At 38.8% G+C, this 24,840-nt stretch carries 28 protein-coding genes and 1 pseudogene; 22 read left to right on the top strand and 7 right to left on the bottom strand.

Annotation, left to right across the window (positions count from 1 at the left end):
- Positions 1–38 precede the first annotated feature (38 nt).
- Entirely contained in the window at positions 39–902 is an 864-nt protein-coding gene (locus tag V7O61_RS00780) for a hypothetical protein (protein ID WP_288069090.1), read from the top strand.
- A gap of 139 nt (positions 903–1,041) precedes the next feature.
- Here the strand turns inward: V7O61_RS00780 and V7O61_RS00785 are convergent, their stop codons facing one another.
- On the bottom strand, positions 1,042–1,302 hold the full coding sequence (locus V7O61_RS00785) for a hypothetical protein (protein ID WP_288069088.1): 261 nt from the start codon (positions 1,300–1,302) through the stop codon (positions 1,042–1,044).
- Positions 1,303–1,431: 129 nt separating this feature from the next.
- Here V7O61_RS00785 and V7O61_RS00790 point away from each other — a divergent pair, with 129 nt between their 5' ends.
- From V7O61_RS00790 to V7O61_RS00810, 5 genes are all read left to right on the top strand, one after another.
- Entirely contained in the window at positions 1,432–2,235 is an 804-nt protein-coding gene (locus tag V7O61_RS00790; protein WP_407283038.1) for a hypothetical protein, read from the top strand.
- Positions 2,236–2,631: 396 nt separating this feature from the next.
- A complete protein-coding gene (locus tag V7O61_RS00795) occupies positions 2,632–5,127 on the top strand; it encodes a PGF-pre-PGF domain-containing protein (RefSeq protein ID WP_407347427.1) in 2,496 nt (831 codons plus the stop codon).
- 290 nt (positions 5,128–5,417) lie between these two features.
- Complete coding sequence (locus tag V7O61_RS00800; protein WP_407283036.1) at positions 5,418–6,257, top strand: reverse transcriptase-like protein; 840 nt, start codon at positions 5,418–5,420, stop codon at positions 6,255–6,257.
- A 226-nt stretch (positions 6,258–6,483) separates the two neighbouring features.
- Positions 6,484–7,905, top strand: a complete 1,422-nt coding sequence (locus V7O61_RS00805) for a tetrathionate reductase family octaheme c-type cytochrome (protein ID WP_407283035.1) — start codon at positions 6,484–6,486, stop codon at positions 7,903–7,905.
- 39 nt (positions 7,906–7,944) lie between these two features.
- Positions 7,945–7,989: a hypothetical protein gene (locus V7O61_RS00810; protein ID WP_407283384.1), complete on the top strand. Its 45-nt coding sequence runs from the start codon at positions 7,945–7,947 to the stop codon at positions 7,987–7,989.
- 107 nt (positions 7,990–8,096) lie between these two features.
- Here the strand turns inward: V7O61_RS00810 and V7O61_RS00815 are convergent, their stop codons facing one another.
- Together V7O61_RS00815 and V7O61_RS00820 are read right to left on the bottom strand one after the other, a co-directional pair.
- Complete coding sequence (locus V7O61_RS00815; RefSeq protein ID WP_288069080.1) at positions 8,097–8,387, bottom strand: hypothetical protein; 291 nt, start codon at positions 8,385–8,387, stop codon at positions 8,097–8,099.
- An 88-nt stretch (positions 8,388–8,475) separates the two neighbouring features.
- The gene (locus tag V7O61_RS00820; protein WP_288069078.1) at positions 8,476–9,393 is read right to left on the bottom strand and encodes an SdrD B-like domain-containing protein; all 918 of its coding nucleotides are present in this window, start codon (positions 9,391–9,393) and stop codon (positions 8,476–8,478) included.
- A 342-nt stretch (positions 9,394–9,735) separates the two neighbouring features.
- Here V7O61_RS00820 and V7O61_RS00825 point away from each other — a divergent pair, with 342 nt between their 5' ends.
- The 10 genes from V7O61_RS00825 (at position 9,736) to V7O61_RS00870 (ending at position 18,211) form a co-directional block, all read left to right on the top strand.
- Positions 9,736–9,891, top strand: coding sequence for a hypothetical protein (locus V7O61_RS00825; RefSeq protein WP_023844979.1), 156 nt, complete (start codon positions 9,736–9,738; stop codon positions 9,889–9,891).
- Between the two features lie 317 nt (positions 9,892–10,208).
- Positions 10,209–11,201 (top strand): aspartate-semialdehyde dehydrogenase, encoded by a 993-nt coding sequence (locus tag V7O61_RS00830; protein WP_023844978.1) that lies wholly within the window; start codon positions 10,209–10,211, stop codon positions 11,199–11,201.
- Between the two features lie 131 nt (positions 11,202–11,332).
- The gene (locus V7O61_RS00835) at positions 11,333–11,749 is read left to right on the top strand and encodes a hypothetical protein (protein WP_407283034.1); all 417 of its coding nucleotides are present in this window, start codon (positions 11,333–11,335) and stop codon (positions 11,747–11,749) included.
- Between the two features lie 209 nt (positions 11,750–11,958).
- Entirely contained in the window at positions 11,959–13,572 is a 1,614-nt protein-coding gene (gene thsA, locus V7O61_RS00840; protein WP_023844976.1) for a thermosome subunit alpha, read from the top strand.
- A 155-nt stretch (positions 13,573–13,727) separates the two neighbouring features.
- Positions 13,728–14,282: a biotin transporter BioY gene (locus V7O61_RS00845; protein WP_407283033.1), complete on the top strand. Its 555-nt coding sequence runs from the start codon at positions 13,728–13,730 to the stop codon at positions 14,280–14,282.
- A gap of 1 nt (position 14,283) precedes the next feature.
- A complete protein-coding gene (locus V7O61_RS00850; protein ID WP_023844974.1) occupies positions 14,284–15,099 on the top strand; it encodes an energy-coupling factor transporter ATPase in 816 nt (271 codons plus the stop codon).
- A complete protein-coding gene (locus tag V7O61_RS00855; protein ID WP_407283032.1) occupies positions 15,084–15,917 on the top strand; it encodes an ATP-binding cassette domain-containing protein in 834 nt (277 codons plus the stop codon). Before V7O61_RS00850 ends, V7O61_RS00855 begins: the two co-directional genes overlap by 16 nt.
- Complete coding sequence (locus V7O61_RS00860) at positions 15,910–16,680, top strand: energy-coupling factor transporter transmembrane component T family protein (protein ID WP_407283031.1); 771 nt, start codon at positions 15,910–15,912, stop codon at positions 16,678–16,680. Before V7O61_RS00855 ends, V7O61_RS00860 begins: the two co-directional genes overlap by 8 nt.
- A gap of 41 nt (positions 16,681–16,721) precedes the next feature.
- The gene (locus V7O61_RS00865) at positions 16,722–17,075 is read left to right on the top strand and encodes a helix-turn-helix transcriptional regulator (RefSeq protein WP_156916258.1); all 354 of its coding nucleotides are present in this window, start codon (positions 16,722–16,724) and stop codon (positions 17,073–17,075) included.
- Positions 17,072–18,211 carry an SO_0444 family Cu/Zn efflux transporter gene (locus V7O61_RS00870; RefSeq protein ID WP_407283030.1) on the top strand — a complete coding sequence of 380 codons (1,140 nt, stop codon included), beginning with the start codon at positions 17,072–17,074 and terminating at the stop codon, positions 18,209–18,211. The genes V7O61_RS00865 and V7O61_RS00870 overlap by 4 nt, the downstream gene beginning before the upstream one ends.
- On the opposite strand, the gene V7O61_RS00875 is transcribed toward V7O61_RS00870, so the two are convergent.
- The 4 genes from V7O61_RS00875 to V7O61_RS00890 form a co-directional block, all read right to left on the bottom strand.
- Complete coding sequence (locus V7O61_RS00875) at positions 18,194–18,424, bottom strand: hypothetical protein (protein WP_023844969.1); 231 nt, start codon at positions 18,422–18,424, stop codon at positions 18,194–18,196. The two genes, V7O61_RS00870 and V7O61_RS00875, sit on opposite strands and share 18 nt — an antisense overlap.
- A 117-nt stretch (positions 18,425–18,541) precedes the next feature.
- Positions 18,542–19,105 (bottom strand): TOBE domain-containing protein, encoded by a 564-nt coding sequence (locus V7O61_RS00880; RefSeq protein ID WP_407283029.1) that lies wholly within the window; start codon positions 19,103–19,105, stop codon positions 18,542–18,544.
- Positions 19,106–19,119: 14 nt separating this feature from the next.
- On the bottom strand, positions 19,120–19,326 hold the full coding sequence (locus V7O61_RS00885; RefSeq protein WP_048135878.1) for a helix-turn-helix transcriptional regulator: 207 nt from the start codon (positions 19,324–19,326) through the stop codon (positions 19,120–19,122).
- Between the two features lie 23 nt (positions 19,327–19,349).
- Positions 19,350–19,745: a hypothetical protein gene (locus V7O61_RS00890; protein ID WP_288070458.1), complete on the bottom strand. Its 396-nt coding sequence runs from the start codon at positions 19,743–19,745 to the stop codon at positions 19,350–19,352.
- A 165-nt stretch (positions 19,746–19,910) separates the two neighbouring features.
- Between V7O61_RS00890 and wrbA the strand changes: the two genes are divergently transcribed.
- From wrbA to V7O61_RS00920, 6 genes and pseudogenes are all read left to right on the top strand, one after another.
- Entirely contained in the window at positions 19,911–20,528 is a 618-nt protein-coding gene (gene wrbA, locus V7O61_RS00895; RefSeq protein WP_407283028.1) for an NAD(P)H:quinone oxidoreductase, read from the top strand.
- Between the two features lie 111 nt (positions 20,529–20,639).
- A complete protein-coding gene (locus V7O61_RS00900) occupies positions 20,640–21,311 on the top strand; it encodes a hypothetical protein (protein WP_407283027.1) in 672 nt (223 codons plus the stop codon).
- Positions 21,312–21,377: 66 nt separating this feature from the next.
- Positions 21,378–21,839: a hypothetical protein gene (locus V7O61_RS00905; RefSeq protein WP_407283026.1), complete on the top strand. Its 462-nt coding sequence runs from the start codon at positions 21,378–21,380 to the stop codon at positions 21,837–21,839.
- Positions 21,840–21,931: 92 nt separating this feature from the next.
- A pseudogene (locus V7O61_RS00910) lies at positions 21,932–22,880 on the top strand (IS5 family transposase).
- A 445-nt stretch (positions 22,881–23,325) separates the two neighbouring features.
- Positions 23,326–23,661, top strand: coding sequence for a hypothetical protein (locus V7O61_RS00915; protein ID WP_407283025.1), 336 nt, complete (start codon positions 23,326–23,328; stop codon positions 23,659–23,661).
- 24 nt (positions 23,662–23,685) lie between these two features.
- Positions 23,686–24,810, top strand: coding sequence for a hypothetical protein (locus V7O61_RS00920; RefSeq protein WP_407283024.1), 1,125 nt, complete (start codon positions 23,686–23,688; stop codon positions 24,808–24,810).
- Positions 24,811–24,840: the final 30 nt, after the last annotated feature.

A 24,840-nucleotide genomic window follows, 5' to 3' on the forward strand; every position in this document is an offset into this window, starting at 1 on the left:
AAAAACCTATCTACTTTTAACTCACAATAGAATTTACAATGTTCGAGTCACTGAAATCCCGTGTTGAGCCTTTAATTTCCACACATTTGTTTGCTGCAAACTGGAAAATATGGGACTGGGTGTTTTTCTTTATGGTGGTGCCGGGGCTGCTTTTAGTCATATTTGAGCTTCCGGTTGGGATAAAAGAAACGTATTTCATATTGAATCCTTCTGAGATAACGGTTTACTCGTTCTTCCTTTCAAACTATACGCACAGCAACCTGTCACACTTTACAGGAAATCTAATCTCTTACCTGGCTGCATGTTTTCTGATATTTAATTTTGAGACCAACAAGAGCAGTTTCCGCTTTTATTCCATGTTCATGTTCCTGCTTTTACCCTGGATAATATCGGCAGTATCCATTGAGATGATAGGCCTTCAGACAACGTATCAGGGATTTTCAGGACTCGTCAGCTCCATGTTTGGCTACCTGACATACGCCATCTACAAATTCCTGCATAAATTCTGTTGCAAGCACATGAATCTCACATTCCTGTTCCTGATAATCGTAATGAACCTCATATTAGTTCTTACTAATATCTCCGCTCAAACATTCCAGTACTCACTCATAATAACATTCGCCCTGATACTCGTTTTCATGCAAAAAGATGTCATAATCGAAGTTATTCAGACACGCTTTGATATCAGGAAATGGCTGGAAAGAATTCCTCATCTCCAGAAAACCTATCTTCTAATGGTATTTCTAGCTGCCATAAATTTCCTGTTCATACTTCCTGATCTGGTGCCACAGGAAGTCATGCATAACGGAGCCTACGTAAATTCAGTCGGCCATTACACTGGCTACTTTTTCGGAATATTTGTTCCAATACTAATTGGATTCTGCTCTAAAAAACTGGAATAAGTATTACACAAAATAGCAATAAACACCGAACAAAAAACAGCAAACAAAGTAACGCTGCAAGTCTACAAGCTAAACTACCTGCAGCATCCACATTAGTCTTCTACCGGAATCATTTCTAAAGCATTCAAATATCTATATCTTAGTTCACAAAAAGAAGCTCTTTGAGCTTGCTGACAAAAGTTTCATTGGGACGGTTTTCGCACTTCTCCTTAAACTGCAAGAGAAGAGTCTGAATCCGGGCAGGAGGGTGGTTGTCGTAAAGCTGTTGCATAGCCGAAGAAATACATTCATAGCGACATGGAGTACAACAATGATCCATGTCATCCTGAATCAAAGCTATGTGCCTCTCGGTTTTCTCATAGCTATGTTTTTTCATATCTATCGATACGAAATCTGGCATATTATAAACCTCCAATAATAAGATTTGTTTGTGTCTATTTATGTTTTGTGCATTTGATGCGCGCTAACAAAGCTACACAGTAATCTTTCTTTACGCTTGTTTATATACGATTTTTTCCATTCTCTTATTATGGAAAGTCCGGATATTCAAACATGCATTGAAGAAGCTGAAAAGCTCGAAAAAATGTATATGGATCTTCTGGACGGTACAAACCAGAGAAGGATGAAACGTATTGACGACGGTTCAACAGGCATGCAAAACGTCGAATACCGGATTTGCGTGATAAACTCCAAAAACGAGCTTCTTCAAAGCACCCTCCTTGAAAAATACAACTTATGGTACGAAGACAGCAAGCAGCTTATCCGGAAATATGCAGGCCATATAAGGAATGATAAATACGAATCTTTCACAGGATTATATGACAGGATAGTAAGTCTCATAAATCTGGAAGACACCATCAGGAAGTCCAATGAACGAAATCATCTGAGAAAGGAATTCATTGCCTGTTTTGATTCTCAGGTAAGTCTTCTTCATTCGATAAAGCCAATGGTTGCTTCAAACCGATATTTACAACAAAAAACACATACTATAGACAATTTAGTATTAGATCTTGAAAAAGCTGAGAGTCTATGTGAACAGGGACTTGCAAGTTCTGCTTATGATATCGCTTCTTATGTCCTAGAGGGATATGTCAAAACATATTGTGCAGTGAATAGGCTGGAAACCAGTCCGGATGAATCAATTGTTGAAGTAGCTCAGATGCTTCATGACTCAAGTTCTGTGAATGATGTTGATAGTCAGTTTCTCCGAACTATCAGGATTTATATGACTCTCAAAGACGAGTGTTCAAAGTCTGATAGTCAATTAGACCTTGATGTTGTGCGGGATTTTATTGATAAAATTCGGGAAATAACTTTTTTGGTATTTTGGTAGTTAGAGCAAAGCTGACTTATTAATCCTTGATACATTTTTAAAATCTTGTTTCATCTGATTTAAATTTCTTCTTATCCATCATTTATATTCAAATGCAGTAAGAACCAGCATGGTTATATTCATCTTTAAATATTATTATAGTTATAATAGAATAGGTGTCGATTATTCTACGATATGTGTAGTGTAAAACTTCATATTCTGGAATAAGTGGCTGGATTTCATTTATACTTAAGAGGGATTGCTATGTATGGCATATTATCCATTATTAACCACAAAAAATCATCGAGTAAAATGTCACTGGTAACTGATTATTTATCTATCAGATCATTGGCATTATGTATAGTATTTATAGGAATCATACTAAGTTCTTGTCTTTTAGTGTCTACCACTCCGTGGGTGGGCTCTACTTTAACCAACGTTTCCTATGTAGAACAGGAAGGGTGGAAAAAGCTTGACACTGAAGTAACCGTATCTTCAACAACAGATAACTTCACCGATGGTTATCTAATAGTAAATATAACTGATAATTCTAGTAGTTACGATGCTTTAAGGGTTGTGAGCAATAGTTCGCTGAATGTAAGTGGAAATGCTCTCTATTGGGATGGTAATCGTATAGGTACCATTGACAATACATATGATGGTTCAAACGGAATCTTAAGAATTGATTTTAATGCTGTTGCACCATTATCAAATTCGAACTTTGAGACCGGGGACCTTTCAAACTGGATTATTAACGATTCATATACTGGTGTAACAGCTCAGGAATGGGTTGAGAGTCCAGCAGATGATGACGATGTTCCAGATGGGAATGTAGATGCAGACCCATTATATGATGATCATCGAGCTAATGACGTTCCTCAAACAGCATCAGTTCAGTCGTCCACGATATATGAAGGAAGCTATGCGCTCAGACTTGATATAGATGGACATGTGGATGGTGGCTATGGAACTGCTCATGGTCCACTGGTCATAAGTACTGGCTTTACGGCTGCTGAAAACGATAGTATAACCCTAAACTGGTATGCAGCAGACTCCGGAGACTGGTACGATGTGTATGGTTTTATATTCAGGGATGATAACAACGACGGAGTATGGGACGATGATGAAGAATATCAGAAATTGTTCCACGATGTAGGCTCAGATACGGGTGGCTGGATTACAACCAGTGCAAATGTTTCGTCAAATGTTGCAGGATCAAATGTACGGTTTGCCTTCCTTAATGGTAATTATGATGCCAGTGGTGGACAAGCTATAGGTTCTTATCTCTGCATAGACGGAATTGTTCTTGAGATTAGTAATACAATGGCTGTAAACGACACCATGGTCGAATCTATAATTGAAAATATAGAATACAGCAATGAAGATGATAATCCAGAGGTATTAAAGAACTATAGCATCACTCTCAAAGAAAGTAATTATGATGTTGATTCAAATACGGCAGTAATTAACATTACACCTGTAAATGATGCACCAGGCGTACCTGGCAATATCACCAATCCATTGGATGGATATTCAGTTGCAAGAGGCGACACAATAACTGTAAACTGGGGAAATGCTACAGATCCTGAGAGTGATGAGATTTACTATGATGTCTGGTTCTACAATGGTACATGGACACAGATTGGAAGCATGGTGAACACCAGCAGTATGTCATTCACAATGCCATCTGATAATGTCACAGAAGCCAAATTCAAGGTATATGCCAACGATACGTTGTTAAACTCCTCTGAGGTCAACGTGACATTTGGTATTCTGGATGCTCCGGAATTCACATATACTCCAGCGAACCAGGAACAATTGACTACGTATGATGAAGAACTCAATTTTACAATTGAGAGCACGTTATTATCATCTTTTGAATGGCTTGTAGATGGAAGTCCGATAAGTGGTTCTGGTTTTTCAATTGTTAATACCAGTAATAGCTCTTATTGCCTGATTAACGCCAGTCAATACATAAATGACTCTGATTTCTTCATGGATTCCTACAATATATCGGTTGTAGTAAACAATGCAAGTCTCAGAAGAAACGACACATATTCGTGGGACTGGACTGTTACGGAGTCATCTGCAACTGATGAAGGAGAAGATATATCCTTTATAGTAAACGGGTCTGTGAACACAACTAGTTATGGAAATGAGTCCTATGTAAGGATAAACACAACCTATGATGATGATCTTGATGAGAATGGATTGAATTGCAGTATCACTTTTGTGGAATTCAACACTACAGAAAATCCTTCTGGAATCTTACTTAAAGTAGAAGTTGTGAACAAAACCAGTATAAATGTATCAGGTGCCGGATTCACACATGATGATGTGTACCAGTATATTGACATAGGTTTCAGCAACGAGACGCTTGTGAACAATGATAGTTATAGCAGGAACATTGAATTCAGGGTATTGGACAAACTCAATGGTGGCAGTCTTGTCATAAATTCAGTTGCTTTGAAACATCTGAAGACAGGTGTGTGGGAAACATATACTCCTACAAAACTATCAGATGATGGCACTTACTCTTATTTCGTTGTTTACAATGTTTCTGGTTTCTCGCCATTTGCAGTTCTGGCAGATTATAGTTCCTCCAGTTCGACAACATCAAACGATGATGATGGATTGCCGTACTATCTGAGGAAGCAATTACTGGAGCAGGCAAGTTCTGAAGAAACAGAAGAAGAGTCTCCTGAAGAACCTGTAAATGCTGAAAGTTCATTTGTTGAAAACAGTGAAAATACAGAGGATATAGATACATATCAGGTCACTTCATCTTCGTCAGGAGATACTATCAAAGATGATGATGGAAATACTTTGACAATGGTCTTTTCAGGAATAATTCTGGTGGCATTCATGTTGTTGCTATTCATCTGGAAAAAAAAGAAAGATGAAGAACAGTAATGTGTTTGACTGAAATTACAGATCCCGCTAATAAAGGGATCTATTTTTTATTTTAAGTGACTCTGGTTTTTCGAAAGCATTTTTCATTACAATTTATCAATAAAACCTTTTTTGCGTCAATTATCTATATACTTCACAATACTTTACCTGGGGCACAGTTATATATTTTTAAGCCAATATAATGTTGCAAGGGTAAATTCCTGTGTACGATTGAAGATACATTCTAAAGTACGATAAACATGGATGCAATAACCTTCGACGGCTCATGCACACCTAATCCGGGAGGATGCATGGGGTTAGGTTGGGTTGTGACCTTGCAAAACAACTCATTCTCAATACTCGGAAACGACCGCCTTGAGAAACAAACCAGCAACAACGCTCTTTTTGCAGAATATCTTGCTCTTAAAAAAGGCATGCTTGAATATGTCAAAGCTGACGGTCAGGGTCCATTGACGGTAATGGGGGACAGTCAAACCGTGATTTACCAGATGCGTGGAATCTATCCGATAATGGATGATGAGATATGGCACATCCATCGTGATATTACCAACATCATCAGGGAATATGAGCTAGACATTCATTTCCGCTGGGTTCCAAGGATGCAGAACAAGCAGGCTGACAGGCTTTCAAAGACCAAACATAAAGTCAGGATTGAATATCCGAACGACCGTGAATTCCTGATTGATGTAAGGAACTCTCCTGCCATTGGCAAACTGAGAAAAAAGATTGCTGTAATGAATGCCACTCCTTTTCCGACAACTGCTATGTATAAACGTCTTCACGTCTCGTCTAAAGATGTCCTTTCAGACAAAGATCTGTTTGAGCTCAGGGAAATGGCAGGAAAGAGAGCTACTAATATGGTAATTGAAACCTTCCCGGGAAAACGTGATAAAAACAAATATTATCAGGCACAAGCTCTTCGGTGGATGCTCAGGGGTCTTGCTGTTGATCTGGCTATTAAAAAGGTGAAGTTTGATATCCGTAACAAGAAAAACGGGAATCAAAATAATAGTACAAGAAAGCCAGAAGCTGTAAAAACCAAAAACAAAGGTTCACAGTCCCAAAAGAAAGCAAGGAATTCATGCAGAGGTGCAAAATACTACCTGAACCGGCAAACTTTTGCATTCTGATTATTTCTTTTTACTTTTCACCTGTATTTCTTTTTGTTACCTCTTTTCTTTTAATTTAATATCTAAATGATACTGTGTTAACAGTGTGTAACTGCTGGCAATTTGCAGTATTTCCCTGTATTTATATATTGATACTTTTCACCTTTATATACTAAGAAGGTTGGCTTATATATTAAGTAAAAGGGGGTAAACCATTAAACACAATATCCTTATTGGGTTTTATTGTTTGCTGGCTTGTGTTATAGTCCTGTCCTTTTCGTCTTCTGCTTCGTATCTGAATCACTCATTCCTTACGGGGCCCTATGAAAACGGACCGGATGTGACTGCGGATTGTATTTCATGTCACTCGCAACAGGCTGCAGACATGCTCAACTCAACTCACTGGCTCTGGACAACATGTTCAGAATGCTGTGGAGACGAAGCATATGAAGGGCTTGGTAAGCGCACAGTAATCAACAATTTCTGTGTTGCCATCGCTTCAAATGAACCACGTTGTACTTCCTGTCATACCGGATATGGATGGGAAGATGATACTTTTGACTTCACAAATGAATCGAACATAGACTGTGTAGTATGTCACGAGACCACAGGCACCTATGTAAAAATACCAACTGGTGCAGGAACAGTTGATCCTTCTGTTGATCTTGTAGCTGTAGCCCAGAGTGTTGGTAGTCCGTCACGTGATACCTGTGGAGGTAGCTGTCACTTCTTTGGTGGCGGTGGAGATAATGTAAAGCATGGTGATATGTCATCTGCATTGCTTGATCCTTCAAGAGAACTTGATGTCCACATGGGTGGCATGGACTTTGATTGCCAGAATTGCCACAAGACAACGGCACATAACATAGCAGGAAGATTTGCAGGTGTACCAGGATCTGAATGCAGGGTAGAATGTACTGATTGTCACGGAGACACACCTCATCAGGGTGTTTTCAAAGACAGGCTTGATGGTCATTCTGATTCCATAGCATGTCAGACATGCCATATACCGGAATTTGCCCGTGAAGTACCGACAAAAATGTACTGGGACTGGTCACAGGCAGGTCAGGATATAGATCCTATTCCAACGGATGAATATGGTAAAGCTACTTATGACAAGAAGAAAGGCTCATTCGTATGGGGAATGAATGTCACACCGACCTATTTGTGGTTCAATGGCAGTTTTGACAAGTACTACCTTGGAGATGAGGTCGATCCCGATGGTGTCACAGTTCTGACACTTCCACTTGGAGATCGGTATGACCGTGATTCCAAGATATATCCGTTCAAGATCCACATTGCAAAACAGATTAGTGATGCACAGTACAATTATCTTATAATTCCAGACCTGTTTGGAGGAGAGAACTCCTACTGGGCCAGCTATGACTGGGATAAAGCAGCCAGAGCAGGAATGGAATATGTGGATGTGCCATACAGTGGTCAGTACGAATTCGTGGAGACTTCATTATATGAAAGTATAAACCATGAAGTTGCTCCGAAAGAAGATGCTCTTCAGTGTAAAGAGTGCCATCTGGATGATGGTGTCATGGACTTTGCAGCTCTAGGGTATGAAGGCGATCCGATGATCGTGGGTGAGAGGTTCATGTCAGAAGAGGAGATCGAAGAGATAGAATCTATGGATACTGAAACCACGGAATCAGGAACCTAAAGCTCTGAATCAAGTCCTGGATTTGAGTTCTTTGTAGGTGTGTTCGGTCTAATTGCCGCAGTGCTGATACTAAAGTGCAAATAAGGAATAAACAAATTTACTTTTGGTGTGATTTGTCACACCATCTCTTTTTATTTTTGATTCGTTTGAATAAAATAATTGTTTTCAGAAATATTGCTTATGTCTTTCTTTCAATTAGTCATGAGCAACAAAGCAATAAAAGCAGCAATTCCCAGCAGGAAAACACCGCTTAAAACCAGAAGTATCTTATTTCTCTGGTCTTCATCTTCTGGTGCCAGTGGCAATGGTTCCGGATTATATTTCTTTTCCAGATACCACCCCACTCCAAGACCCAGAACAATTCCTATTGCCGGTCCAATGGCGAAGATTCCCAACACCATTCCAATGGGGATACCAAGTGGCAAACCTATGAGCATACCGGCTGCTACAAAATGACCTTTTGGATATCTTTTTTCCTGCATGGTCTAAAGTCAATGATCAAATGTATAAATATTCTGCTATGCAGGTTATTCAATAACAAAAATTAAAAAAGAAAGGAATGAGTAATAATTACTCTTTCCTGCGTCCGAAGACAAATGCAAGTCCAACGATTGCAAGCATTGGGATTGCTACTGTTGGGAATTCAGGGATTTCCTGCTCAGTACTATGCAGACCTGCATCAACAACATTGTAATAATCTCCGGCATTGAGTGTGAAGCAACTTGTAACACCACCGGTTTCGGCATCACTGTCTTCATCTTCATCGCCCTGGTTTGCCGTGGTGAATACATATCCAGAAGGGCTTACAAACTGAATATAATAGCTTCCGGCTTCAAGGTCATCAAATTCATAATATCCGTCTTCGTCGGTCTCTGTTGTATTTACCAGCTCCCCTTCACAGGTATAGAGTTTAACGGTAACTCCTTCCATACCAATCTCTCCACTTTCCTGTAGACCATTGAGGTTCAGGTCATTCCATACATAGTTACCTACACCAGCAGGTTCCGGAGTTGGTTCACAGTACATTCCAGCATCCACTGTACATATATCTCGAGATACCGTTATACAGTCTGTTTTTCCGTTTGTGTAAGCATCACTGTCATAGCGAGAATCTGTCTTGTCTTTCGGACTGAATGTGTAATCTTCCGGAAGCACAAATAAGACATAGTAGTAACCGCGCTCCACATTTTCAAACTTGTAATATCCTCTTGAGTTTGTTGTTGTACTTTCTACGAAAGTATTGTCACATTTGTACAGCTTTACAGTAACATCTGGTATTCCTGGTTCTGCAAAACAGTGTTTTTTGTAGTCCCAGTCCTGTGCACCATTTTTATCAAGGTCATTCCAGACTCTGTCACCTATTTTATATTTCGGTTCACTTACACAAGCTGAAGCTTGCACTCCTAGCATCATTAAAATTACCATCGCTACAAAGGCGACTCTGGTAAATTTAAAAACAAAGTTACTTTTATTCAAATATGTTATCATATTTTAACCACCATGATAGTATATACTACCATGTATCCCTTGAAAAACAAGCTATTTATAAATTTTTAATAAAGTTGGTCGGATATTTCTCTAAATGATGATTTTTGGAATAGAATGTTCTTAGTCCAATCAGAATTTGATTTGTGGCAATATGTGTATTTCAAAAAACTGTGCCCTTGGGCGGAGAGTAAAATCACCTGAAACTCTGCTTTTTTCATTTTTTTTCTCCAGTATTTCTATATGCCTATATAGAAACCCGCATCAGAATATTTTTATATAATGAATATAGATAAATCTTAATTATTAAGAATTGCTCTATGAACGTAAATTCGAGGGGAATTTATGAAGAAACAAGATGAAGAAAAGTTTGATGAGTTCAGGGAAATGTTCTGCAGATATATGGAGACAGATGATCTTTCCGAACAGGAATTTGAACTCAGATGCCACATGATAAATTTCGTAAAAACAGCCTGCATACAGACCCTGGTTTCTTATTGAATCATTAATAATGTCCATTACATGCGTTATCGCCCTTTAACAAAGCAATAGCTATCTACTGTTACAGGAAAATGCTGGCTTTGTGTTTATTTTAGTTTTTCTGCCCTTCTTTTCCTGTTTTTTCGGTTTAAATATTAGTTTTAATCTTAAAACCTGTCAAGCCTTCTAAATATAAACAAGGACAACCTTCATATTACTCAATATATATGATAGTGTCAGAAAAAAGCCGATTTGCAGTAACGATGCAAGTATATCAGAAACTTATTTAGCTAATTGGTTTTACAGTAAATCCCTGCAATCTGACGGATGATATTATTATGACTTACAAAGTAGGAATTATGGGTGCTACCGGTGCAGTAGGTAGAGAAATTATTGAGGTATTGAACGACAGGAATTTCCCGGTTGAAAAATTAAGGCTCTTTGCCTCGGTAAGAAGTGCTGGCAAAGTCATGGAAACTCCATTCGGTGAGATTACCATTGAAAATGCCGATGAGGCAGATTACTCCGAAATGGACATTGCATTTTTCGCAATCAGTGGTGGATGGAGCAAAGAAAATGCTGAAAAGGCAACCAGTGCAGGATGCTATGTTATTGATAACAGCAGTGCTTTCAGGTACGACGACAAAGTTCCTCTGGTGGTTCCTGAGATTAATGCAGATGCAATCGGAGATTCAAAACTTATTGCAAACCCGAATTGTACAACAGCAATTGCAGCAATCCCTCTCTATGAACTTCACAAAGCGTACGGTGTAAAAAAGGTTCTTATCAGTACTTATCAGGCTACAAGTGGAGCTGGTGCCGCTGGTATGAGTGAACTTACTGAAGAAACCCGCAATTACCTTGAAGGTAAAGAAGTCGGCAACAAGGTATTCGCTTATCCTATTGCATTCAATGCAATTCCACATATTGACAGTTTCCAGGAGAATGACTACACCCGTGAGGAAATGAAGGTCGTCTGGGAAACAAGGAAGATTTTCTCTGAACCTGAAATGCCAATAAGCTGCACATGTGTAAGAATTCCAACCATGAGGGTGCATGCTGAAAGCATTGTAATTGAAACTGAAAAGCCTGTAAACCCTGATGATGCAAAGAAACTGTTAAGTTCAGTTGAAGGCGTTGAACTTAAGGAAGATATTGCTAACAATGTTTATCCAATGCCAATAACTGCTACAAAGAAATATGATGTGGAAGTTGGCAGAATCAGGCAGAACCTTGTGTTTGGTGACCATGGTCTTGAATTTTTCGTGTGTGGTGACCAGATTCTTAAGGGTGCAGCACTCAATGCAGTGCAGATTGCCGAGAAACTCTGAATTTCATAAGTTATTTAGATTATTTAGCGATGCATTTTTGCATCGTTTCACTTTTTTATTATTGGATGTGGGCAATTCTTATTTGTATTTAGCTCATCTTTTAACCGGGTTTATTTCCCGGGTGTGAAAATATGAGTATGCAGGAGATCAACATATATTTTGAAAAAATAGAAAAGAATATTCTTCAATCCTCTGACATTCCGTTAATTCTTAAAGTATTACGGCAGGACGCAAAAAATAGACTAATTGAGCTTTCTAAGGATGATATTCATCTCTTTCAGGTTTACATGTTCTTTTTCCAGCAACTGGAACTTGCAAAAAATTCCGCATCATCGGATGTTCATGCAGGCGACTGGCGGCAAACAGTTGATGATTTATCATTGCTAAAACAGGTAATGGATGAAATGGAAAAAAGAAAAATTGTAACGACAGTCTCGTGGAATGCAGGTGGAATGGCAATCTTTGATATACCCGATGAAATTATTTACAAGAATCATTTCTATTATATGCTGCTTGCACATTTAAACAAGATTTATGGGAGAAAATAATCTCTCTTCTTTTATTTGATATTATTAAATTTATAGATAAGCCTGTCTTTATTTGTATTCTTATTTTTGTGTTGAAAGTCAAAAATCAAGCAGTTAGCTTTATATAGAACTGCCTGCATTTAGATTGAGCAGTACCATAGAGAGTACTAAAATCAAACTAATGTTTACTTCTAACTTACAGAACGTTATGATTATTAGGAGGTTAAAAATTGGCAGGACAGTCTTACGCTTTAGGGAACAGAAACAAGTCCCGTGCAAGGGATGCACAGAGCATTAACATCCTTGCAGGAAAAGCAGTTGCAAAAGCAGTCAGGACAACACTTGGTCCAAAAGGAATGGACAAGATGCTTGTTGACGGACTTGGAGATATCGTCATCACAAACGATGGTGCTACAATTCTCAAGGAAATGGATATTGAACACCCAGCTGCAAAAATGGTAGTTGAGGTTTCAAAGACACAGGATGATGAGGTCGGTGACGGTACAACAACCGCAGCGGTACTTACGGGAGAACTTCTTACAAAGGCAGAAGAGCTTATGGATAAAGGTGTTCACCCAACAATCATCTCAGCAGGATACAGACATGCAGCAGAAAAGGCTGTTGAGATCCTGAAGACCATCACAATCGACGTTTCCACAGATGACAGGGAAACCCTGATGAAACTGGCAAAGACAGCTCTCACAGGAAAAGCAGCAGGTGAATACAAAGACTTCCTTGCAGAGAAAGCTCTTGATGCGGTACTTTCAGTTGTTGAAGAAACAGAAGAAGGTATCAAGGTAGATGTTGACGATATCACAATCGAAAAGCGTGATGGTGGCAGTATTCTTGACACAGAACTTGTCACAGGTCTTGTGATTGACAAGGAAAGAGTAAGGCCAAACATGCCAAAGAAGATCGAGGATGCAAAGATTCTCCTTGCAAGCTTTGCTATTGAATTCCAGAAGATAGAAAAGAGTGCAGAGATTAAGATTACCTCACCTGATCAGATGAACCTTTTTGTTGAGCAGGAAGAAAAGATGGTCAAGGAAATGGTCGACAAAATAGTTGCAAGCGGTGCAAATGTAGTATTCTGTCAGAAAGGTATCGATGACCTTGCACAGTACTACCTTGAGAAGGCTGGTATCTACGCATGCAGAAGGATCACAAAGAGTGACCTCAAGAAGCTGTCAAAAGCAACCGGTGCAACCCTGTTCCAGGATGTAACTGATATCAGGACAGAAGACCTCGGTGCAGCTGAAGTTGTAGAAGAGCGTGAAATCCACGGCTCAAAGATGACATTCCTGCTTGGATGCAAGGAAGTCAAGACCGCTTCACTCATTCTCCACGGTGGTACAACACACATTGTAGACAGTCTTAAACGTGCACTTAACGATGCACTCTGTGTTATCGGTGTAGCACTTGAAGATAAAAAGATTGTAGCTGGTGGCGGATCACCTGAAATCGAGCTTGCACTCAGACTCAGGGATTATGCAGCAACACTTAAGGGCAGAGAGCAGCTTGCAGTCGGTAAGTTTGCTGAAGCACTTGAGATCATCCCACAGACTCTTGCAGAAAATGCAGGTCTTGACCCAATAGACAAGCTTATTGACCTCCGTGCACAGCACGAGCAGGGTAACAAGAACATGGGTCTTGATGTTTACACCGGAAAGGTTGTAGACATGTATGAGAACAATGTCCTTGAGCCACTCAGAATTAAGACCCAGGCAATTAATGCAGCAACAGAAGCAACAGTAATGATCCTCAGGATCGACGATGTTGTGGCTGCAACCGGCAGAGGCGGCGCAATGCCACCAGGTATGCCACAGCCTGATATGGATATGTAAATCTTTTTTGTGCAGGCTTTTCCTGCACAGCAATTCTATTTTTGCTCTTATTTTCTTTCGCTTGCTTACCATTTCATATAAGATTATTATTTATTGTAAACCAACGGGCTCTTCCAGTAGTTAACAATATATATTAAAAGCGAATGGTGGTACATATGGAAGAAAATCATTTCTACTATAATGACAGTCACAACATCAAAAAAATGGTTTTTGCCTCTCTTTTTGCTGCTTTGATGGCTGTGGGTGCATATATTGAGATACCTGTGCCCATAAGTCCCGTCCCAATTACATTGCAGACTTTTTTCGTATTACTGACAGGTGCTATATTAGGAGCCAGATGGGGAACAATCAGTGTGCTTGTGTATCTGCTTCTTGGAATTGCAGGTCTGCCTGTATTTTCCGGTGGTAGTTCAGGTCTGGGTATGATCTTTGGTCCAACAGGTGGTTTTCTTATTGGGTTCATGTTTGGGGCTTTTATCATAGGCTATCTGTCCGACCGCTTAGGAACAAAAAATATAGGTCTGAACATTGCTATTATGTTATCAGGACTTCTGGTTATCTATGTTTTCGGAATACTTCAGCTTATGAATGTTGCAGACCTGAGTCTCACACAGGCAATAGCTCTTGGAATGGTGCCATATTTACCCGGTGCGGTTTTGAAACTTATTGCCGCTGCAGTAATTTCCTCCGGATATTCACTTGACAAGTAGCATGATTCAAATAGAAAACCTGAGTTATCGGTACCCAAGTGGCACACTGGCCCTTGATTCTATAACTCTGAACATCCGCAAAGGTGAATTTGTAGCCATTGCCGGAAAGAATGGTTGTGGTAAATCAACCCTGTTGAGACATATTAACGGACTTTTACTACCTACCGAAGGTTCCGTGTCAGTAAAAGAAATGGATACTTCAGATAAGTCAAAACTTCAGGATATTCGCAGGATAGCAGCAATGGTATTTCAGGATCCTCAATCCCAATTCATTGGAATGACAGTTGAGGATGATATCGCATTCGGTCCTGAAAACCTTAGTCTTCCATCTTCTGAGATCAAAAGACGTGTATCCACAGCACTTGAATCTGTTGGGATGTCAGCATATAGGCACAAAACTCCCAGGACTCTCAGTGGCGGTCAGAAACAGAAAGTTGCTCTTGCTTCAATTCTTGCAATGGAGCCGGAGGTAATACTTTTTGATGAAGTGACCTCCATGCTTGATTCTAAATCCAAAAAAGACATACTTTTCTTGTTAAAACAGTTGCATGAAGCAGGTTCTACTATAATCTATGTGACTCATCTTGTTGAGGAACTTGTCCTTGCAGACAGGCTGTTGCTAATGGAAAATGGTCACATAATCCAGAATGGAAATCCACGGGAGATTATCGCGAAGATAAGTTCTGGCAGTTTTGGTTTTGATGCTCCTCCAATTATTGAATTATCAAAAAAGCTCCTTGATGCCGGAATAATTCCTCCTTCCTTTTTACCTTTATCTAAAGATGAACTTCGGGAGGCTTTATGTCGATTGAAGTGAAAGATGTCAGTTTTTTCTATAACAAAGGTACATCCCTTGAAAAAAAGGCTCTTGATAAGGTAAGTTTCTCTATTGAAAAGGGTGAGTTTATCCTTATTACCGGAGAGGTAGGTTCAGGAAAATCAACTCTTATCCGTCATTTAAACGGGTTGGTAAAACCACAAGCCGGTTCTGTAAAAATAAACGGGCTTGATTCTACAAATAAAAAGCTGCGTTCAAAAATTGGCCTGTTAATGCAGTATCCACAAAGGCAGCTTTTTGGAAAAACCGTCTTTGAAGATGTTTCTTTCGGACCTTCAAATTTTGGTCTGAAAGGTGATGAGCTTAAAGAACGTGTAAATGAATCTCTCATCCTTGCAGGTCTCAGTCCGGATATCAAAGACCTTTCACCATTTTCCCTTAGTGGTGGCCAAATGCGTCTTGTCGCTCTTGCAGGTGTTCTTTCTATGAGGCCTGAATATCTTGTTCTTGATGAACCTACATCAGGTCTTGATCCTGATAACAGATCATCTCTTTTCTCAACTCTTAAAAAGCTTCATAGTTCAGGAATCTCAGTAATTGTAGTATCGCATCAGGTAGATGATTTTCTGCCATTTGCTGATAAGGTACTTCTTCTAAAGGACGGCTGCGTTGACTTTTGCGGAAGACCTGAGGATTACCTGAAGTCAGTGTCTTTTCCTATTCCTGATATAAGCTCCCTGATGAATGAATTACAGGAATGCGGGTTTGATGTAGCCAATAATATTTATTCTGTAGATGATGCTTTCAATGAGATTACAAGGTTTTTCAAATTAAAAGAGGTGCATGAGAATGAATGATCTTTTTCTCTCTTACGTGCCGGGCAAATCTTTCCTTCATGGGCTTGACCCGAGGACAAAGATCGTAGGACTGATGGCTATTAGTTTTTGTATTCTCAGAGTATCATCCGTTGAAATAATGGCATTACTGGCTGTTATTTTTGTAACAATCATAGTTGCTTGTCAGCTTCCTGTCATTCATTTCGTAAGGTCTGTGCGTCCAATGATTCCTTTTTTCTCATTCATATTTCTCATGCAGGTTCTGTTCACAGAAGGAACACCTGTTTTTGAATTCGGATTGCTGAAAGGCAGTTATGAAGGATTTCTCCATGGAAGCATCCTTTCTTTGAGATTTATTTTCCTGATCCTTTTTGCCGCTCTGGTAACAGCCACTACTTCACCTGCCGGAATTACTGCAGGTGTTGAAAGGCTTCTCAGGTCTTTGCCATTAAAATACATGGGAATATCCTCTCATGACCTTGCAATGATGATGTCACTATCTCTTTATTTTGTACCAATGTTGTTTGATAGTTTCAGGGATCTCAGGGACGCTCAAATCTCACGTGGATTGGATATAAAAAGGGAACCTGTAAAAGCCATCATGTCTCTGACCGTTCCGCTTGTGAAGATGTCTTTAAGGTCTGTTGATGAAGTTACTCTTGCCATGGAAAGCAGATGTTATACCGGTGTTTCACGCAGTTCCATGTATGTTCTGAAATTCAGTTTTATGGATTATGTATTGTTTATTTTCTATCTCGTCCTGTTATTTTTTATTTGTATTTGAAGAAGGGTCACATTGATATATGAACATGTGTTCATGTGTTCATGGACAATTCAGAACATGTTTGTGCAGATTCAACTTGCCTTGACGACAGAGTCAGGCACCTTCCTTCAGAAGATTCCATTTATTCAATGTGCAAAATATTCAATGCACTCCAATGCACAACCCGCCTGAAGATACTTTTTCTTCTGTTGCAGGGTGACCTTTGTGTAAAAGCAATTGAGGATTCTCTGGGACTCACCCAGTCTGCAATATCCCATAGTCTGAAAAACCTGAGGCAGCTTGATCTTGTAAGGGTCAGGAAAGAAGGACGGTTTGCTGTTTATTATCTTGCGGATCAGCATGTTGAATTACTGGTATCCATGTGTCGGGAACACGTTGAGGAGGTTAAAAAATGACGTTTATCGATTCTATTTTCTCTGTTGTGCTGGGAATTCTGTCAGAGTCATGGGGTCTGTTTGAAGAGGCTGCACCGTACCTTTTCTTTGGATTTGTAGTTGCAGGACTACTGCATGCGCTTGTTCCCGATGAGAAAATCCTCAAATATCTTGGTAAATCCGCAGGTAAGTTCAGATCAGCTTTGAATGCTTCCATTATTGGCATTCCACTGCCTCTTTGTTCATGTGGTGTAGTTCCAACCGCACTTTCACTAAAGAACAGGGGTGCAACAAAAGGAGCAACTCTTTCCTTTCTCATATCAACTCCTGAAACAGGTGTTGATTCGATTGCCATTACATACGCTCTTCTTGATCCCATTATGACAGTTTTCCGTCCAATTGCCAGTATGACAACGGCATTGTTTACAGGACTTGCAGAAAACATAATTGGTGAGAAAAGGGAGTCAAAGAAATCTCTCTTGTCATCGGAAAATGGTTCAATTGCTTTGATGCAGGCTCCTGCATGCAGTGATTCATCATGTTCATGCCACTCTGAAACAGATATTGATGAAAATGCTTCCATTCTTATCAAAATAAAAAAAGCTCTAAAATATTCCTTTGTAGAGCTTCTTGGTGATATTTCAGGTTGGCTTATGGTAGGTATCCTGATTGCCGGGATTATATCCTTTGCAATACCGGATGAAATGGTAGGCGATTATCTTGGAGGTGGAGTTTTCTCTATGATTCTCATGCTGGTAATAGGAATTCCACTTTACATTTGTGCAACGGCTTCAACTCCGCTTGCTGCTGCCCTTGTTTCAAAAGGAATGAGTCCAGGCACAGCATTTGTATTCCTGCTGGCTGGTCCGGCAACAAATGCAGCCACAATTACTATGGTAACAAGATTCCTGGGCAAAAGAAGTGCAGCATTGTATCTTTCAATGATTGCAGTATGTTCACTGGCTTTTGGATTGCTGCTTGACATGATTTATTTCAGACTGGGCATTGAAGCTTCATCTATTGTGGGAAATGCAAGTGAAGTGCTGGATCCAATGGTAAAAACAGCGTTTGCACTGTTGCTAATTCCTTTCATAGTCAATGGTATCTATAAACAAAGAAAATTGAAGAAAGGTAAGACTTCATCTTCTACGATGTAATTCTCTGGAGAGGACTTCTGTCATTTTCTCTTTGAATTCATCAATTACGATGTCAGCTTCTTCATCAAAGTTTTGTTTAGTATGCTTAGCTTTAATATCGTCGAAAACTTCCGGCTCTAAATCTTCCTGGGTGGGAATTGCCACAATTTTCCCCAGGGTGTCACCGTTTTTGATCTTGCCGTTCTCCCACGAAAAATCTCCTTTACTTTTCATGATTCCCGTCCCGAGTAAAACAACAAATATCAACAATTTGATTGTTATTCTTGTTTCTAACCAGAATAATATGTGTCTTAAAAGTATATACGGTTTTTGAAAGGTTAAATCTTAAATTTAAACCCTGATGTTCTCTGATTCCTGTTTTTGCTCTTTTCCGATAAGCACTTCCGTTGACTTGATTATTGCAAATACACTGTCTCCTTCTTCTATACCAAGTCTCTCTACAGCTTCGGAAGTTATAATTGAAGTAAGCGCAGATGGATCGATTTCCAGTTTCACTTTGGCAACAAGACCTTCTTTTTCAACACTTACGACCTTTGCAGGAATTTTATTACGAGCTGAAATGGTAAGACCCAGTTTTTCCCAGGACCCTTCATCTTCCATTGTATTGTTGATGAATTTCCTGTTCATCTCATATTCTTTTATAAGTCTGCGGCCTTCGTCTGTAAGAAAAGTTCCCTGGCTTTTTCCACCCCTCACAGTTGTTACTACATCCTTTCCAAGTCTCTCACTTATTTTATTGAGGACATTCCATGCATGCTTGTAGGATATATCCATTTTCATGCAGGCTTTTCGAAGTGATTTTTCTTCATCGATTGTCTTGAGAAGTTCTACTTTTCCACCGCCAATTATTGGTTTTCCATCCTCAGTAAGCCAGACTTTTGTTTTTGCTTCCATAGTTATCTCCAAGGTTATTTGAGATCAGATTCATCAAAGATGAACAGTTCATCTATTGTTGTCTCAAGAGTTATTGCGACTTTATATGCAAGTTTTAGTGAGGGATTATATTTCCCTTTTTCCAGAAAACCGATGGTTTCCCTTCTTACTCCAACTTTGTTTGCAAGGTCTTCCTGGGTAAGGTCATATCTGGCCCGGAGTTCCTTGATCCTTGTCTTCATCTTATCATCCTGCATTTGTGGATTTATTCTATATCTCCTTTCCTGAAAAGATACCATTGGATTCCTTTTGCAGTTACAAGCATTGTTATCATAAGTATTGCCAGTACTTGCTTGACCGTCAATTGTGTAATTTCAAATTCATCTATCCAGAATAGCAGGGATATCAGAACGAATGTTATGAGCCATGAATATGAAAGTCCGTAAGCACCGATTTTGATGGTTCTTTCATCTTTTACAGGGCCGTTGCGATATCTTCTTGCTTTTACGAATGTTATAAAAATAACAATTGTACCTATGTTTACAAGACTGATTCCTGTTTGCTGATACTCTTCAACCATTGCGATTAAAGATATTCCTGCGACAATAAGGACTAAGGCAAGGGCATAGGTTGTCTTTGTGTATTTTTCCAGCTTTTCCATAAATATCACTGTAGTAATTATGTCTAATTCTAACATTATGTTATGTATTACTCTTATTATGAGTACTATATCTAACATTACTTATTTATAACCTTGGTTTCAGTTGAAGCTGCCGAAAATTATTTGTACAGAGTAAATTCCATATTAAGGTTGTAGGTGGGAATAATGAAAATTAATGTTATTTTTTACAGTTTGTACGGGCACAACTACAGGATGGCTCAGGCTGTTGCCGAAGGAGTCAGGGAAGTTGAAGGCGCAGAAGTAGGACTTTTCCAGATTCAGGAAACTTTTACTGCTGAAATTCTCGAAAAAATGGGTGCTACTGAATCCAAAAAGAGCTTTGAGCACCTCCCGGTTGCAACAGTTGATAATCTTTCCGAAGCAGATGCCATCATCTTCGGAACTCCAACAAGATTTGGAATGATGGCCGCACAGATGCGAGCTTTCCTTGACAGGACAGGTGGCATCTGGTCCCAGGGTGCACTTATCGGTAAAGTGGGCAGTGTTTTCACATCCAGCAGCACTCAGCACGGTGGTCAGGAATCTACAATACTGAGTTTCCACACAACGCTGCTGCATCATGGAATGGTTATAGTAGGTGTTCCGTATTCAGAGACAAGACAGTCAACACTTGATGAGATTACAGGCGGAAGTCCTTATGGTGCTTCCACAATTGCAGGCAGCGGTCCCGATACCAGACATCCAAGTGAGAATGAGCTTGGAATTGCGAGGTTTCAGGGCAGGCACGTTGCGGAGATTACGAAGAAGCTGGTTGGTGAATAATACCAGACATTTTTATGGTTCATGTAATCATCAAACAACATCTTAACTATTATATTTTTTATAACTATTATCTGCAAAAGTTCATATTGATTCAAGTGTTTAATATGTTCTATGAAAGAAATGAAGATTAAGTCTATTTTGATCCTCTCTATTTTATTTTCACTGGTGCTGGTAGGCCTGATCTATGCTGGCGACTTCCTTAATGATTCCAATAAGCATGAAGCCAGCGATGATCCTTACTATACCTTTGGAGGATATGGGGAACTTTTTATCTCTGATAACGGGTCGGATGGACTTATTATAGGTTCAAACCCTGAAATGGAGTTCCTTAGCTATGAATATCTCACAGAGAATTCGAATGTGATTCTCATGGGTACTGTAAAAGAGATTCTCCCAAGTAAATGGAATACTGTAGATGGAAAAAGACCTCATGATTCTGTTGATGACTTCGAATGGTATGATATGATTTACACTGATGTTGTGATAACTGCTGATGAATATTTAAAAAACCCATTGCCTGAAGATGAAGTTATAGTTAGGGTTTTTACAGGAACAGTTGGCAATGATGTCAGTACTGCCGATTATGAAGCTTCATTTCAGCCGGATGAAAAGGTTTTTCTCTATTTGATCGAGGATGAGTGGGAGTACACAAAGGACCTTGGACCTGATCACTATTTTACTCTTGGCTCGATTCAAGGGAAATTAACGTTAACTGATGATGGAAACGCCGTAGGTGTACATGGAACTATAAGTCAGAAAGAATTAGTCGAAATGATTTCTTGATAGAAAAATCAGTATGTATGGAATAATTAAAGTGCAGTTAGCAGTATTTTTAGGGGCAGGTTGTTTATGGGAGCTTTTAATAAAACGCTATTTTTGTTCCTTGCTATTTTCCTCATATCATCTATCTATCACGTAACTCCGGTTGAAGTGGAAGGTGTGGTTGAACACAAAGTTATCAATGGATATTATGGAAACACCTGCGAGAGCATATTCAACGCACCACATCCTAGTGAACCATGGATACTTGTAGACAATAAAGACTTTGAACAGTTTTTCACTCAAGATGATAAGGATGTGTATGTAACTGGTTCACTGAAAGAGCTCTTGGTACGGAAATATTCGAATGTTGATTACTGCGTTGGTGTAAGGCTCATCTCTGATGACTCTGCAAATGATGTTTTTGAAGGTGAGGCATACACTTATTTAGTCAGTCTGGAAGATTTCAACAAAGTGAAGATTGGTGATGGAATAAAATACAAAGTATCACGGTATCGTTTTGCTAGAATTGACAAGATCACTGTTCTGTAGATTTAAAATGTGATATCTTTGGCTCTGTAGAAAACCTAATTCCTATTTTATTTTGACGTGATACTTTAAAAAGGATAAATCCCCTTAGCATTATCTGCTACCGAAAACACAAAGGGGATGATTGTGTTTTGTCTAATAAGTACTAAAGTTTGTTGATACAGCGTTAGCTGTATCAGGAAACTCACACCTCCAGATATATAGCTGTAAATATTCTAAAAGAAAATACACTCAGCATCAGCTCTTGACATTGGTTTTGTTGAAAGAGTATCTTGATGAAGATTATCGGGATATCGTAGAAATTGTAGAATTAATGGATAAAGTCAAAGAAAGAATTGGACTAAAACAGATTCCACATTTTACTACTCTCCACAAATTCATTACAAGACTAAAATCTATCTACTTCAGTGGACTATTGCACCAAACACTAAAGCTGTTCTATTCCCATGGAGAACAAATAGAGATCACTGCTATTGATTCAAGCGGATTTACTAGTGGACATTGTAGCTATTATTATTCCTGGAGGACGGGAAAGAAGCGAAGATCTTTCCTGAAAACAAGTATTTCTGTTGATACTGGGAAGTTCATAATTACTGGATTCAGGATATCAGGTAAACCAGTTCATGATGCAAAGCATGCAATGGCATTGCTGCGGCAATGCCATAAAACTCGTAGATCAAAGTACTATGTGATGGATAAAGGATACGATTCTGAAGATATACATTCACTAACAAGAGAACAACTGGAATCCATAGCCATGATTCCTTTGAGACAAAGAAAGAGGAAGAGAATAAAAGGAGGGTACCGCAGAAAAATGGTATGGGAATTTGATAAAGATTTGTATCATAACAGAAATCTGGTTGAAACAATGTTCTCTGTTCTGAAAAGGAAATATGGTGAGGAAATTAGGGCAAAAAGTATTGGAATCAACTGAAAGAAGTAAAATTCAAACTATTAGTGCATAACCTTGACAGATATGTCAAGGTTATACTTATTGTCAAAATAAGGATTTCTACAAAGCCTAAAAAATACTTATTCATATGACTTTTTACCAACTAATCTTTTCAGACAAATACCAGGTTGGTATAATTATTTTGCACACATTCAAAAGTATTATATCTGTTTATGTTTTATTGTCCATGGCACATTGTAAACATCAGATATTTCATTGCAAGGAATAGTAGGAATGTTCAACAAAATAATATCTAATAAATCAAAAATCTCTTTATTGCTGATATCACTTAGTTATTTATCTTTGTGGATTTTAGGATTCCTGTCCTTCTTTATAAGTCCATTAATACGGAATTCATTTATTTCTCCCGAGGCTCCCCGGTACATCTACCTCTCTATTTTTTATATTACGTCATTGTTCCTGCCGGCTGCAGGGCTTGTTTTATTTATTGAAAATATAAGATCAAGCTCTTCCAGATGGTATTTGGAAATACCACTTTTTGTTTCCATATTTTTGATAACTTTTCTAAGGGATAACATGTATATGTCATCAGTCTACAGTGTTTCATTCATACCTGCTTATGATAGCTTACATGTTCTGGATTCAAAGACTGTAATGGTCTTCGTTTCCATATTATTTTCCCTTTCATCTGTGATGTTCACATTGTCAGTGCCAGAAGAAAAAAGACTTCTCATGAAGGTACCACTTATAATTTCTATTGTTATGACCGCTTCTATTAGCATTTACTTCTTAGTGGATACTCTTTCAAAGACATATATATCTGAGAATCAGTTATTCGGTTTTCTGCACATACTGACTGTATTATTTTTTGGATTATCTCTTTTATGGGTGGCTGTCAAATATGAAAATTAAAAATAATGTTTTGTCTTCAAGATTATGAAAAAGATTACTTTAATATATGCTTTGATGCTAGCTGTTCTTCTGGCTGTGGGCATATTGCCGACAACCGCTACGAGTTCTGAAACCACGGAGCTGAACGACTGTGCTGTTAAGTCATATGGGGATATGAAATATGCATGCATCGCGGTAAATTATTCAACATATCTTTCATTGGATGATCTTGATACTATTAGAAATCAAGTGATCAGTGAATATAATACAGAGAAGGGAATTTCAATAATTTCCGCAATCTATTCTGTGCCTGAAATCCCGAAAGGTGGGGAAATCGTGGATTATTGTTTTAAGATTAATGATGATGGAACTACAAGTCAGTATGTGGGTGTTGCAGGAGATAATGAATCTGTTTCTGTAATTCATGAGGAAGCTAAAGAGTGGTATCATGATCAGGTAGTAGGTTTTGATGAAAACAAAAAAGTAAACTATGTAAATCAGGCCAGTGATTATTTGCTTTCTTCTGAAAGCAGAGAAGAATGGAGAAAATCGTTACATTCCTGCTCTTCTTATTACAAGAATCCATATGGAGGACTAACAAACAATTATGAGTTATATGTGCTTATGAATGATAGTAGTAGTACGTCAGATTGGTTTGCCATTGTTCAGGAATTTTCAATGGAACCCGGTTATAAAGCTTGGCCTGGGTCACCATGGAAAAATGATGTTGGCCGTCTTTTCCATAAATGGTCCAGTGGAACCCTTGGAAATGCACAGTTATTCGACTTCTTGCCCAACGGGCCATTCACGAGGAAAACAACAGAAACTAGTATAATCCCTGGAAGATTTCGTGATGTGTTAGCAGCATTCATGAGGGGATATTCTCAACCGGATGTCTCTACTCAGACTGACAGCAGTTCAATTACAGACATTGGTGAGTGGAAACTAACATGCAATAATAATGTTGCTAAAAAGTCTACTGTTGTTATACATTCGAAAAGCACTTGTAGTGCGGATCAGCATGGAAGTGGAACTTATAATATACTGGATGTAACAGCTACAGGTGTATTCAGGGAGAGCTTGTTTTCTTCGAAGGTCTTATCCACGACAAGTTCTCCTCGCATAAGTTATGATAATGACTCTCAAATGACATTATTGCTTAAGCAGTAATGTTTTTCAGTTGGATGGATGGCCATAATT

Source organism: Methanolobus sp. WCC1 (assembly GCF_045690315.1).
GTDB lineage: Archaea > Halobacteriota > Methanosarcinia > Methanosarcinales > Methanosarcinaceae > Methanolobus > Methanolobus tindarius.

What these genes read in the sequence shown, in the direction of transcription:
- V7O61_RS00870 (WP_407283030.1), top strand. Translation starts at nt 17,072, where the DNA reads ATGACGTTTATCGATTCTATTTTCTCTGTTGTGCTGGGAATTCTGTCA.
- V7O61_RS00815 (WP_288069080.1), bottom strand. Translation starts at nt 8,387, where the DNA reads ATGCAGGAAAAAAGATATCCAAAAGGTCATTTTGTAGCAGCCGGTATG.
- V7O61_RS00850 (WP_023844974.1), top strand. Translation starts at nt 14,284, where the DNA reads ATGATTCAAATAGAAAACCTGAGTTATCGGTACCCAAGTGGCACACTG.
- V7O61_RS00845 (WP_407283033.1), top strand. Translation starts at nt 13,728, where the DNA reads ATGGAAGAAAATCATTTCTACTATAATGACAGTCACAACATCAAAAAA.
- V7O61_RS00825 (WP_023844979.1), top strand. Translation starts at nt 9,736, where the DNA reads ATGAAGAAACAAGATGAAGAAAAGTTTGATGAGTTCAGGGAAATGTTC.
- V7O61_RS00855 (WP_407283032.1), top strand. Translation starts at nt 15,084, where the DNA reads ATGTCGATTGAAGTGAAAGATGTCAGTTTTTTCTATAACAAAGGTACA.
- V7O61_RS00820 (WP_288069078.1), bottom strand. Translation starts at nt 9,393, where the DNA reads ATGATAACATATTTGAATAAAAGTAACTTTGTTTTTAAATTTACCAGA.
- wrbA (WP_407283028.1), top strand. Translation starts at nt 19,911, where the DNA reads ATGAAAATTAATGTTATTTTTTACAGTTTGTACGGGCACAACTACAGG.
- V7O61_RS00830 (WP_023844978.1), top strand. Translation starts at nt 10,209, where the DNA reads ATGACTTACAAAGTAGGAATTATGGGTGCTACCGGTGCAGTAGGTAGA.
- V7O61_RS00875 (WP_023844969.1), bottom strand. Translation starts at nt 18,424, where the DNA reads ATGAAAAGTAAAGGAGATTTTTCGTGGGAGAACGGCAAGATCAAAAAC.
- V7O61_RS00890 (WP_288070458.1), bottom strand. Translation starts at nt 19,745, where the DNA reads ATGGAAAAGCTGGAAAAATACACAAAGACAACCTATGCCCTTGCCTTA.
- V7O61_RS00780 (WP_288069090.1), top strand. Translation starts at nt 39, where the DNA reads ATGTTCGAGTCACTGAAATCCCGTGTTGAGCCTTTAATTTCCACACAT.
- V7O61_RS00880 (WP_407283029.1), bottom strand. Translation starts at nt 19,105, where the DNA reads ATGGAAGCAAAAACAAAAGTCTGGCTTACTGAGGATGGAAAACCAATA.
- V7O61_RS00885 (WP_048135878.1), bottom strand. Translation starts at nt 19,326, where the DNA reads ATGAAGACAAGGATCAAGGAACTCCGGGCCAGATATGACCTTACCCAG.
- V7O61_RS00835 (WP_407283034.1), top strand. Translation starts at nt 11,333, where the DNA reads ATGAGTATGCAGGAGATCAACATATATTTTGAAAAAATAGAAAAGAAT.
- V7O61_RS00800 (WP_407283036.1), top strand. Translation starts at nt 5,418, where the DNA reads ATGGGGTTAGGTTGGGTTGTGACCTTGCAAAACAACTCATTCTCAATA.
- V7O61_RS00900 (WP_407283027.1), top strand. Translation starts at nt 20,640, where the DNA reads ATGAAAGAAATGAAGATTAAGTCTATTTTGATCCTCTCTATTTTATTT.
- V7O61_RS00915 (WP_407283025.1), top strand. Translation starts at nt 23,326, where the DNA reads ATGTATATGTCATCAGTCTACAGTGTTTCATTCATACCTGCTTATGAT.
- V7O61_RS00790 (WP_407283038.1), top strand. Translation starts at nt 1,432, where the DNA reads ATGGAAAGTCCGGATATTCAAACATGCATTGAAGAAGCTGAAAAGCTC.
- V7O61_RS00920 (WP_407283024.1), top strand. Translation starts at nt 23,686, where the DNA reads ATGAAAAAGATTACTTTAATATATGCTTTGATGCTAGCTGTTCTTCTG.
- V7O61_RS00860 (WP_407283031.1), top strand. Translation starts at nt 15,910, where the DNA reads ATGAATGATCTTTTTCTCTCTTACGTGCCGGGCAAATCTTTCCTTCAT.
- V7O61_RS00785 (WP_288069088.1), bottom strand. Translation starts at nt 1,302, where the DNA reads ATGCCAGATTTCGTATCGATAGATATGAAAAAACATAGCTATGAGAAA.
- V7O61_RS00905 (WP_407283026.1), top strand. Translation starts at nt 21,378, where the DNA reads ATGGGAGCTTTTAATAAAACGCTATTTTTGTTCCTTGCTATTTTCCTC.
- V7O61_RS00865 (WP_156916258.1), top strand. Translation starts at nt 16,722, where the DNA reads ATGGACAATTCAGAACATGTTTGTGCAGATTCAACTTGCCTTGACGAC.